The sequence below is a fragment of the Deltaproteobacteria bacterium genome, assembly GCA_016180855.1.
Taxonomy (GTDB): domain Bacteria; phylum UBA10199; class UBA10199; order JACPAL01; family JACPAL01; genus JACPAL01.
This window is the reverse complement of the sequence record JACPAL010000005.1, coordinates 85,392-95,783: the sequence shown is the minus strand read 5'-3', so window position 1 is coordinate 95,783 and position 10,392 is coordinate 85,392. Positions and strand designations below refer to the sequence as shown.

The following is a 10,392-nucleotide window of genomic DNA, read 5'->3' as shown; positions in this document are numbered from 1 at the left end:
CCCCCCATCCCGTTTTTTCTTATCATACCCAAAAAATGCACGCTCTTCAAATATGGAGAAGAAGAAACACCTCCCGGTTCCCCTTGGGTCCGGCAAGTTTCGACTCTGACTCACCACTGACCCCAAGATTCATCCTCTCGGCCGTCTGCCGAATCTTCAATACCGCCTTTTTACGAAGCACGTCCTCCCTCACCACCCCTTTTTTCACTTCTGGTGCGGAAAGCTCAAACTGCGGCTTAACCAAGACGATCAGCTCCCCCTTCTGGACAAGCAACGGGACAACCACCGGCAAAATCTTTGTAAGCGAGATAAACGAGACATCGATGACCGCCAGATCAATCAGTTCCGGTAAATTCTTCAGATAGCGGGCATTCGTCTTTTCCATCACGACAACACGAGGGTCCTCACGCAAGCGGATGTCGAGCTGACCATGACCTACATCAACCGCGTAAACCCGACAGGCACCCCGCTGGAGGAGACAATCGGTAAATCCGCCGGTCGAGGCACCAACATCGAGACAGACTTTCCCTTGAACCTGAATATCGAATTCATCCAGAGCCGGCGCCAGTTTTGATCCCCCCCGGCTCACAAACGGCTCTTTCTCCTTGATCGTAAAAACAACCTCTTCGGGGAACAACGCACCCGGCTTTTTGACTACTCCGCCAGGAGACAAAACCCCACCCGCCAGAATGAGCCGCTGGGCCTTCTCACGAGAGGAAACGAGACCTTTTTGGACGAGAAGCTGGTCCGCACGAATCCTCTTCATAACCTCTCTTGTAGACTCCGGGAGGTCGTGAGGCAATTTTATTATCTGTCAATCAAGATGGCCCTTTCCCGATTCGTCGAAAAACTTAAAATTGTACCCTGACAGGGTACTTTTTTGGCAACTAATGGCCGGTTAGTCCCGATAATCATATCGACATGGAACTACCGAAAAGAAAGAAGCTCAATCTCCTGGGGTACACCAATTACCGGCATTATCTGGCCGATTTTTACAATGCCAAGAAGGAGGAGAATCCGAAATTCTCCTACCGCCTTTTTTCCCGCAAGGCAGGTCTTTCCTCACCAAGCTATCTCCTTGATACTATTAAAGGTAAAAGAAACATTATCGGTAAATCTCTCGACGGTTTTTCTCGTGCCCTCTGCCTTACCGCCCGGGAGCGGCATTTTTTTGAGAATCTGGTGCATTTTAATCAGGCCAAAAGTGTGGAGATCAAGCGTCATTATTACGAACAGCTCTTGCCCATCTTAAAGAAGGAACATGGAACGCGGCTTACAAAGGGCCAATATGAGTATTTTTCACGCTGGTACATCCCCGTTATACGAGAAATGGCGGCCTTACAGGATTTTCGCGATGACCCCTCATGGATTAGCAAAAAATTGCGATACAAGATATCTCCTGCTGAAGCAAAAAGGGCAATTCAGCTATTGCTCGAATTGGGACTCCTCACGCGAGAAAAGGGAAACAAATTCAAACTAACCGATTCAACACTCACCACTCCTGCGGAAGTAGCCGATGTCTGCATGACCCAGTTTCATCAAGAGATGCTGAATCAAGCGAAGGAATCTCTCTTAAGAGATAGCGGGTGGCACCGCGAGGTCTCCGGACTCACCGCGGCGCTGACACTGACCCAATTCAAGCAGATCAAGCAGGAGATTCAGGAGTTTCAGACAAAAATCATGCAGAGATTCGAAAAACCAGATACCGAGGCAACAACAGTTTGTCAATTCAACTGCCAATTATTTACGTTAACCGATTTAAATGGAGTCCCCCATGAATAAATTCATTCTCACTATAATAAGCATCACTTCTCTGCTGTTGATCAACGGCTGTGGGCTGGATCAACTCATCGATTCAGAACAGTCGATTACGAGGGCGGGGAACCCCAACCCGGAAGGGGAAGAGAGTGATACAAATGAGGAGACCGAAGCAGAGGAGATACCAACCTTTGACCCCCAAGACAATCCGCAAGAGAAGCCCTCTTACACCGAAGAGACCCCCCAGGAGAAAGAAAAAATTTGGATGAACAAAGGGTGGGGAAAATGTCCCTATCTCGAGGTAGAGGTTGATACGGAAGATAAACAATTCCACCTGACAACGTATGAATCGCCTGAGGCCGAAGAACCGTGCGACAAAACATCCGCTCCCTACCAAACTGACCTTGATGGAACTCTCAAAAGTAGTCCCGGCGACTTTTTGCTCCTGCTCAAAAGGAGGGGAGAAGGGATTGATATCCATCTCATCCCCCATGAAAAGAACGAGCCATATGAAGAGGAGGCCGATAACGTCGATGAAGAGCCTGATTTTTTTGATTCTCCCCCTGATCCAAAGGAAAAAGACTTGGCACTTCCAGATCAAGTGGACAAAGAGAAATCAGAGAAGACCCAATCGAGCCAAAAACTCTACAAGCTTGGCCCCATTTTCAAACAGATAAAATTGCCTCCGAAAAAATAGGCCCTGTACCCCGCAAGGGTACAATTTCTCGGAAACTCGAGCACCTTTTTCAACTCCAAAAACGACGACCCTCCAAGCGGTTGAAGGGAGGTTTCTATGTCACAAAAAAATTGGCGGCTGGCGGTACAAGGGGGGACGGATTTTACAACCGATTATCTCCATTGGGAAGGGCCAGGGGGCACTGATCTCAATGACAAAAGGGAGGAATCACCCCAAATCGAAGCAGACTACAGGACGTTAACCCTTTCGTGCCAACGAGATTTTACTCTTAAGGAGGGTGGATCTAGCCGTGAACCTGAAACCTATTTCATTGCACCACGAACTGATTTTTCCTACTCACAATTTCATGCCTTTCGGCATTATTCGTCCGATGCCCCCTCCCACAGAAGACCAGAGATTGATATCCACTCCCATAAAATGAGGCTCCAAGGTGGCCTGTCGACCGGTGTTAAAATCGGTCGGACCTCACTCTTTGATTCGAGAAGGTTGCTCTTTGAATCGGAAATGTCACTCTTTTTCCTCTTGGGACCGGAAATAATACCGGCCCATGACAGGCCAGTTGGCGATCATTCTTCCAGAGAGCCAAGCACCTGGAACCTAACAAGCATGCGAACGGGTCTCACAATAGGTGCTACAGGCCGATCAGGGTGGGGAATCATTTTCGAACTCGCCGCCATCAACGGCTGGAATCCCGCTCCACAACGGAGGCAATGGGGTGGTGGTTTTGGCATTGGAATGCAACGACGTTTTTGAGGGGGTGGTCCAAAATCGACTTCACTCTCCGAGATCACGCTCGATGCGTGGGATCCCAAGGTTCGGTCGGAAAGACCAACTGATAGCCGCTTCTCCAATCTAGAGGGAATGTGCCCGACTGGGCGGCGCTGTTTGGGAGCGGTTTCACCTCTATCATCCAGTCGCTGTGAGTGATGTGGGACAAGGGATGGCGCTTGCGCAAGATTTTCGCGGTTTCATTGGATAAGAAACGCACCCAGTCTCCCATGTCGTCGGCCATGAAATATTCCAAGGTAAAATCTTTCTCAACACGAACGATATGGCCCGTGAGTTGTTTTTGTTTGGAGGTCCAGTTGAGGGACCGTTGGATACTCGACAAATAATCCGAATCGCTGACTCCGGTATTGCGGATTCGAATCCTTACGTAAACGGTACGGCCCTGCCAGTCGAACCGCTCTTTAAGCCTTGTCACATAGGCGGAACCGATTTCTACCTTTCCCTGATAAGCCTGGACAACGGCGCTTCCGCTGGTGCCTTTTCCGGAAGCCTCTTTAACAAAAAACCCTTTTCCCTTTAACAAGGGAAGCCCAATTTTATCGGCAATATCGTCCAGATTGAAATGATGTGCCCCGTATGCGGCCCCTTCAGGGGTTTTTCGGATCGCCTGGTAGACGGCCTCATCTCGGTAAACAACAAGCGCAAATTCGTCAGGCGTTGTAAGGACACCCGGTGGTGAGCCGGTACGATAAAACGCCTTGCCGGGTACTACGGGCATGTAACCGATAAGACCTTTTCCGCTTCCAACGGCCGTCGTATCGGGAATCAAAACTTTTTTCAGGCCCTCCAAAAATTCAGGTTTTGTCAAACGGTCATCGGCATAGCCGATCCAGAAACGGATATGGGGAATTTTTGGAGGAAGCGGATTTCCAAAAAGCCGTGGGAGAAGTGGCCCGGAACCGTAGACGCCAAGCCGCCGCGCAAGGGCTGTCAAGACTCCGCCGACCACAAAGGTTGAAGTTGCCGCCAAGAATGCCGGAGAACCCCCCCTGTTTTTTCAACGCCCGGTGTTTGGGTTGCTCTGGCGGCGGCTGGGCCGATGGGTAATGTCATGCGGGGGTATTCGGCTCTTGCAAAAAAAAGGTTTCACAATTCCGCCGCGGTGAAATTTGAGATTTTACAGACCCCATCGAGAAAATTGACAAGTAAAAATAAACGAATTAGGCATCCAGGTCGCTATGAAGATGCAAGCGGCACTTTGGTATGGCCCCGAAGAGATGCGGGTCGAAGAGGTTGAGATCCCCCAGATTAACCCGGATGAGGTCTTGATCCGGATTGGGGCCGCCATGACCTGCGGGACCGATTTTAAACTGTTCCGAAAAGGACACCCGATGCTCGTCAAGAGCATTCCGGCACCGTTTGGTCATGAGATGGCGGGAACGATCGCGGAGGTTGGTTCCCAGGTCCGCCGGTTTCATGTCGGTGACCGGGTTGTCGCCGCCAACTCCGCCCCTTGTGGAGACTGTTTCTTCTGCCATAGAGAGCAGGAAAATCTCTGCGAAAATCTCGAGTTTCTGACGGGGGCTTATGCCGAGTACATCCGTGTCCCGGCAAAAATTGTCCAAAAAAATCTTTATAAAATTCCAGCGGGCCTTTCATTCAGAGAGGCGGCTGTTACAGAACCGCTCGCCTGTGCCGTTCATTGTATCGACAAGGCGATCCAACGCACCGATCAAACGGTCTGCATCATTGGCGCCGGTCCTTGCGGGCTTTTCTTTGTACAATTGGGAAAACTCTACGGCCTCAAGGTCATTGTGCTGGGACGTGGGGAGGAAAAACTGAACGTCGCGAAAGGTCTGGGGGCCGACCATATCGTGAGTAGTCTCCATGAAGGATATCTGGAAAGGGTTAAGGATCTGACACAGGGAAACTATGGCCCTGATCTTGTAATCGAGGGGGCCGGTCAACCGGCCACCTGGGAGCTTGCGACTCGCCTTGTCCGCAAGGGGGGGCGCGTCTGGTTTTACGGCGGGTGCCCGCGGGGAACACAGGTTTCTCTGGATACACACAAACTTCACTACCAAGAGGTCTCGATGCACGGCGTCTTCCATCACACGCCGAAGTACTTTGAAAAGTCTCTCTCACTCATTGTTGAAGGGAAGATCAACGTGAGACCGTTGATTGTGGGCGAAACAAAATTGAAAGACCTAAATCAGATCTTTCGTAAAGGGGCTGTCGAGAATCCGCTCAAGATCGCAGTAATCCCTTAACTTTCAACTCCGCCTCGAAATGATGTAGCGGGCAATCTCTCTCAAAGGTTCTGCCCGTTCATCAAAAGAATGGAGTGCATTGAGGGCACGATCGGTCGATTCCTGGGCCAGCCTTCTTGAGGCCTCAAGTCCCAAAATCGAGGGGTAGGTCGGTTTTGATTTGGCCTCGTCGCTCCCGGCCGGTTTCCCCAGCTCCTCCGTTCCCCCTTCGACATCCAGGATGTCATCCGCAATCTGGAAAGAGAGACCGATCGCCGCACCATAGTCCCGAATTGCCCGTAATTTTGATGTATCGGCATCCGCCAGCATCGCGCCAACAACAACAGAGGCCTCCATAAGACAACCCGTTTTCATCCGATGCAATTGTTCCAACTGTTGTGGCAAAAGAAGTTTTCCCTGAGCCTCCAGATCGATCGCCTGACCTCCGGCCATTCCGTTAGCACCGGCCGCCTGTGAAATCTCACCTATAACCTTCAGCAATCGCTCCGGATTTTTTGTCTTTAAATTTGAGATCAGATGAAACGCCTCAGTCAGAAGTGTATCCCCGGCCAAAATCGCCATCGCCTCTCCATACACCTTGTGGTTGGTCGGCCGTCCACGACGGAGGTCGTCATTGTCCATCGCCGGAAGGTCGTCATGAATGAGGGAGTAGGTATGAATCAGTTCCAGGGCGGCCCCCACCGGAAGGGAAAGAGTCTCCCCCTCTTCTCCCATCCCGCAAGCTTCACAGGCGGCCAGCGTCAAAACAGGCCTAATTCTCTTCCCGCCTGCCAGAAGGCTGTAGCGAACCGATTCCGTGAGTGATGAGAGCCTTTTTCTGTCAGTAAAAAGAGATTCTAAAAAGCGGTCGACTCTCTTTTTTTGATCTTCAAGATAAGCCTTAATATCCATAAACTATTCTTCGGGCTCCCACTTCTTCTTCGACTTGTCCTTCATGAGAATTTCGATCTTTTTCTGTGCCGCATTCAGCTGATTCTCACATTGCTCCGAAAGCTTCATCCCCTCTTCAAACACCTTCAGGGAATCCTCAAGGGAAAGCTCTCCCGACTCAAGACGCTCCGCAATTTTTTCCAGTCTCTCCAGGGAGTTTTCAAATTTTTCGCTCTTGGGCATAACAGCGGGCATCCCTAGCGCACGACAGGCCGCAATGCAACCGATCGCTTAACGGTTCTTCTGTGTGACTCGACTCGTGAGTGAACCGCGCGCCAGACGAATCGTGACGAGATCGTCAACCCTCACCTGATCAGCATCACGAAGGGGAATGCCGGATGGACCGACGGCAATCGCATATCCCCTTTCCAGGGTCGCCAACGGACCGATCACCCGTAAATGAGTCTTGAAACGAAGGAGTTTTTCGGACAAGGCCGAAATCTGGTGAGAAACAACCAGCTTCATTTTCTCCCTCAAGGCATCGAGACGGAGAAGTCGTTCTTCGAGCCAACGCCGCGGATCACGAAGATACCCCCGCCATTGTTTCAAGCGAAGCCTCTCATGACCAATTTTGGATTTAATCAGATGGGCCAGCTGTTCCCTCAAATCCTGCAGAGTAGCTTCAATCTCCTCCCTAACCGGCACCGCCAGCTCTGCCGCCGCAGACGGTGTCGGCGCCCGAAGGTCCGCCACAAAATCGGCGATCGTAAAATCGGTTTCATGCCCTACCGCCGAAATCACGGGGTGACGACATTGAAAGATCGCCCGTGCAACAACCTCCTCATTAAAACCCCATAAATCCTCGATCGAACCGCCTCCCCGTCCAACAATCAAGAGATCGATCTCTTCTGCGTCCAGGTTCCGGATCGCATCGGCGATCTCCGGCGCTGCCTCCCGTCCCTGAACGGGTGCCGGTGCAATCAAGATTTCGATATTTGGATACCGGCGCCGAGCAACATGAATCATATCCCGAATCACCGCCCCCTGGAGAGAGGTCACGAGGCCAATGGTCCTCGGCAACTTTGGCAAGGGACGCTTCCTTGCCGTATCAAAAAGACCTTCCACCTCAAGTCTCTTTTTAAGCTGTTCGAAGGCGAGCTGAAGTTCACCCGGCCCTTCCGGCTCCAGATGAACGACGGTAAGTTGATACCTGCCTGCGGCCTCATAGAGTGTCAGGGAGCCGAACGCCCTGACCGACAACCCGTTCTCCAGCAGAAAGCGGAGACGGGAAGCAGCCCCCTGAAACAGGACCACCTCGAGCTGGGAACGTTCATCCTTGAGGGAAAAATAACAATGCCCTTTCTGGGAACGTCTGAAATTGGAAATCTCTCCCTGAACACAAATATCCGACCAGCCTGACTCAAGCTGCTGCTTGACCTCCCGATTGATCTCGGTAACGGAATAGACTCTCACGAATGGGCCACAAGGCGGAGGCGCGAAATGGCATTCCTGGACTGACCTCGAAAACCTTTTTGTTCGAGAACGGACATGATCGTAACATCGTCGGAGGTCGCTTTTTTCATCGTCTCATAATCCAGATCCACGAGCTCCTGAGTCATTGTAATCCCATAGCTTGAAAGGATTTTTTCAACCTCGTCATACCGCGCCCGGATTGTTTGCCGGACAGAATTAAAACCGTGTTGCGCGGCCTGGGCGCGACTCCAGAAAGAGAACGGGTTCATCTCAAAAAAGACCGGATCATCCTCCTTCGGTTCAATCAGGATGAGATCCCCTTTAAACTTCGGATCGGAACGTATCTGGTCAGTAAAATAGCGAACACGGGTATGAAGGACGGTCCGAAAAACCTGATTCAGTATCATAAAAATACCGCTGGAGGAGAGTCTCCGGCTCCGGGTGACATATTCATCCTCCTCACGCAGATATTCCATAACCAGTTTGTTCGAATAAGGACGAAAAGGATTATAGCAGATAACGAGCTGGGCCCCTTTGGCAATCGCAACATCCGCATTCAATGTCTTACGAACCGCTCCATCAATGTAATCAATTCCCTTGATCCGGGCCGGTTTGTAAAACGGCGGCAGTGAGAGAGAGGCCTGAACCGCCTCAGAGATCGAGACATCATTCTTCTCGTCCGCCCCAAACACAACACGCTCCGAGGAATCGATGTTCATGGCACAAATGTAAAGAGATTTTCCGTTGATCTTCTGAAATGCCCTAAAGTCGTTCGGCAGATCATTCCGAACCAAATTTTTTCGCATGAACCTCTCCAAAGAACGGGTATCGAAGAGACCCGACGGAAACGCCTCGGAAAGCGAGGGCATGCTCCTTCCTGAATAGGCAATCTTGGCCAACGGACGCAGCATCGATTCAAAATGACTGTAATCGGGATCTGCCAGAAACTTCTCAAAGCCGGACCGGAGAGGCTTCCACAACTTGGGAAAGGCCAGAAGGGAGTCATAGAGAATTCCGGGAAAGTAGGTCATTTTGTGGTAGAGATAGCCAAGAGGCCTCTCAAAAAATTCCCTGAAGTTCGGATAATAAACCTCCCAGGGTGAAAGCTGGGAAAACAATTTCGAGGAGCCATCCAGACTTTTTAAAATCTCATCCGGGCCGATACCGCCTGCGAGCGGAACTGCGAGGAGCCCGCCGGCGGAGACACCAACATACATGTCAAAATCGGTCACCTTCCGATTGACCAGAAAATCGTCCAGCGCCTTGAGTCCACCGACCTTGTAGGTCCCACCGGTTATCGCCCCGCCGGCAAGCACCAACGCAATCTTTGCATGTGACTTCTTTTTCGACAGGTCGCTTTTTTGAACTATGGTAATCCCCATAGCTTTAGAGTCTTGTTTGAGAGTCTAACGATGACGCAACGTGTTGTCAAAGACTTAATCAAACGGTATCATACGGGTATGGCCCTTCCTTCCCCAGAGGTTCGCGGTCTCAGTGACGTTTTGCAAAGGCAGGCTCGGGAAGGGCTGCTCTACGAAAAATCTGACAATGGGAAGGTCCGTTGCTTCTCGTGTGGTCATCGTTGTCTCATCCCGGAGGGGAAGGCAGGGATCTGTCTGGTTCGTTACAATAAGGAGGAAACGTTGTTTGTCCCCTACGGTTACGTCGGCGCTCTTCAACTCGATCCGGTTGAAAAAAAGCCGTTCTTCCATGCCTATCCAGGCTCCCTGGCGATGAGTTTTGGGATGCTGGGATGTGATTATCACTGCGGATATTGTCAGAACTGGTACACCTCCCAGTCGCTCCGGGATTCCAAGGCAACCGCGAAACCGATCCCGTTGTCGCCAAAAGAGTTCGTCAACCATGCCAAGCAGGAAGGGGCCCGGATTGTCACGAGCACCTATAATGAACCTCTCATCACGAGTGAGTGGGCCGTGGAGATTTTCAAAGTTGCAAAAAAAGAAAAGCTGATCACCTCTTATGTCTCCAACGGCAACGGAACTGCCGAGGTCCTGGAATTTATCCGGCCATGGGTCGATCTCTACAAGGTCGATCTAAAGGGTTTTGACGACAAGCATTATCGGCAGTTGGGGGGTGTCCTGCCCGTCGTCCTGGAGACGATCGGACGACTTTATGAAATGGGGTTCTGGCTTGAGGTCGTTACCCTCATTGTACCCGACTTCAACGATTCCGAGGAAGAACTACGTGGCATCGCCCAATTTCTGGCCGGCATTTCAAGAGAGATCCCGTGGCACATCACCGCGTTTCATAAAGATTATAAGATGAAAGACCATCACGACACGTCGATCCAGCAGCTTCTTAAGGCTTACGAGATTGGAAAGGAAGAAGGCTTACACTTTGTCTATCCCGGTAACCGGCCGGGAGAGGTGGGGAATCGGGAGAATACTTATTGTCCTTCCTGCAATACCCTCCTGATCGAGCGTTACGGATTTCAGGTCTTGTCTTACCATCTTAAACAAGGTGGCCACTGCCCGAAATGCAATCTTAAAATCCCTGGACGGTGGGATTGACTTAAATTTTCCCCGCAACCAAATTCCGATCAATACGAATTGGTAGCCAACAGTATAAAAAAAC

11 protein-coding genes are annotated in these 10,392 nt (G+C 50.9%); 5 read left to right on the top strand and 6 right to left on the bottom strand.

All coding sequences use genetic code 11. The features are described from left to right. Window positions 1-46: 46 nt before the first annotated feature. On the bottom strand, window positions 47-766 hold the full coding sequence (locus HYT77_03230; protein ID MBI2067007.1) for a TlyA family RNA methyltransferase: 720 nt from the start codon (window positions 764-766) through the stop codon (window positions 47-49). A 155-nt stretch (window positions 767-921) separates the two neighbouring features. On the opposite strand from HYT77_03230, the gene HYT77_03225 reads away from it, so the two are divergent. The 3 genes from HYT77_03225 (at window position 922) to HYT77_03215 (ending at window position 3,208) form a co-directional block, all read left to right on the top strand. Then, complete coding sequence (locus HYT77_03225) at window positions 922-1,782, top strand: TIGR02147 family protein (protein MBI2067006.1); 861 nt, start codon at window positions 922-924, stop codon at window positions 1,780-1,782. After that, complete coding sequence (locus tag HYT77_03220) at window positions 1,775-2,455, top strand: hypothetical protein (protein MBI2067005.1); 681 nt, start codon at window positions 1,775-1,777, stop codon at window positions 2,453-2,455. The genes HYT77_03225 and HYT77_03220 overlap by 8 nt, the downstream gene beginning before the upstream one ends. A 96-nt stretch (window positions 2,456-2,551) precedes the next feature. Beyond that, window positions 2,552-3,208, top strand: coding sequence for a hypothetical protein (locus HYT77_03215; GenBank protein ID MBI2067004.1), 657 nt, complete (start codon window positions 2,552-2,554; stop codon window positions 3,206-3,208). Window positions 3,209-3,242: 34 nt separating this feature from the next. On the opposite strand, the gene HYT77_03210 is transcribed toward HYT77_03215, so the two are convergent. Further along, the gene (locus HYT77_03210) at window positions 3,243-4,214 is read right to left on the bottom strand and encodes a hypothetical protein (protein MBI2067003.1); all 972 of its coding nucleotides are present in this window, start codon (window positions 4,212-4,214) and stop codon (window positions 3,243-3,245) included. A gap of 208 nt (window positions 4,215-4,422) precedes the next feature. On the opposite strand from HYT77_03210, the gene HYT77_03205 reads away from it, so the two are divergent. After that, entirely contained in the window at window positions 4,423-5,454 is a 1,032-nt protein-coding gene (locus tag HYT77_03205) for an alcohol dehydrogenase catalytic domain-containing protein (protein MBI2067002.1), read from the top strand. A gap of 3 nt (window positions 5,455-5,457) precedes the next feature. Here the strand turns inward: HYT77_03205 and HYT77_03200 are convergent, their stop codons facing one another. Genes HYT77_03200 through HYT77_03185 form a run of 4 tightly spaced genes read right to left on the bottom strand, consistent with a single transcriptional unit; the run spans window position 5,458 to window position 9,179 of the window. After that, window positions 5,458-6,345 (bottom strand): polyprenyl synthetase family protein, encoded by an 888-nt coding sequence (locus tag HYT77_03200; protein MBI2067001.1) that lies wholly within the window; start codon window positions 6,343-6,345, stop codon window positions 5,458-5,460. Window positions 6,346-6,348: 3 nt separating this feature from the next. Further along, complete coding sequence (locus HYT77_03195; GenBank protein ID MBI2067000.1) at window positions 6,349-6,567, bottom strand: exodeoxyribonuclease VII small subunit; 219 nt, start codon at window positions 6,565-6,567, stop codon at window positions 6,349-6,351. 48 nt (window positions 6,568-6,615) lie between these two features. Beyond that, the gene (gene xseA, locus HYT77_03190) at window positions 6,616-7,797 is read right to left on the bottom strand and encodes an exodeoxyribonuclease VII large subunit (GenBank protein MBI2066999.1); all 1,182 of its coding nucleotides are present in this window, start codon (window positions 7,795-7,797) and stop codon (window positions 6,616-6,618) included. After that, window positions 7,794-9,179, bottom strand: coding sequence for a patatin-like phospholipase family protein (locus HYT77_03185; protein MBI2066998.1), 1,386 nt, complete (start codon window positions 9,177-9,179; stop codon window positions 7,794-7,796). The genes xseA and HYT77_03185 overlap by 4 nt, the downstream gene beginning before the upstream one ends. 78 nt (window positions 9,180-9,257) lie before the next feature. Between HYT77_03185 and amrS the strand changes: the two genes are divergently transcribed. Beyond that, window positions 9,258-10,328 carry an AmmeMemoRadiSam system radical SAM enzyme gene (gene amrS, locus HYT77_03180; GenBank protein ID MBI2066997.1) on the top strand — a complete coding sequence of 357 codons (1,071 nt, stop codon included), beginning with the start codon at window positions 9,258-9,260 and terminating at the stop codon, window positions 10,326-10,328. The last annotated feature ends 64 nt before the right edge of the window (window positions 10,329-10,392 follow it).

Coding starts and splice junctions, on each gene's coding strand:
- HYT77_03185 (MBI2066998.1), bottom strand. CDS start 9,179: ATGGGGATTACCATAGTTCAAAAAAGCGACCTGTCGAAAAAGAAGTCA.
- HYT77_03200 (MBI2067001.1), bottom strand. CDS start 6,345: ATGGATATTAAGGCTTATCTTGAAGATCAAAAAAAGAGAGTCGACCGC.
- HYT77_03195 (MBI2067000.1), bottom strand. CDS start 6,567: ATGCCCAAGAGCGAAAAATTTGAAAACTCCCTGGAGAGACTGGAAAAA.
- HYT77_03225 (MBI2067006.1), top strand. CDS start 922: ATGGAACTACCGAAAAGAAAGAAGCTCAATCTCCTGGGGTACACCAAT.
- HYT77_03220 (MBI2067005.1), top strand. CDS start 1,775: ATGAATAAATTCATTCTCACTATAATAAGCATCACTTCTCTGCTGTTG.
- HYT77_03215 (MBI2067004.1), top strand. CDS start 2,552: ATGTCACAAAAAAATTGGCGGCTGGCGGTACAAGGGGGGACGGATTTT.
- amrS (MBI2066997.1), top strand. CDS start 9,258: ATGGCCCTTCCTTCCCCAGAGGTTCGCGGTCTCAGTGACGTTTTGCAA.
- HYT77_03230 (MBI2067007.1), bottom strand. CDS start 766: ATGAAGAGGATTCGTGCGGACCAGCTTCTCGTCCAAAAAGGTCTCGTT.
- HYT77_03205 (MBI2067002.1), top strand. CDS start 4,423: ATGAAGATGCAAGCGGCACTTTGGTATGGCCCCGAAGAGATGCGGGTC.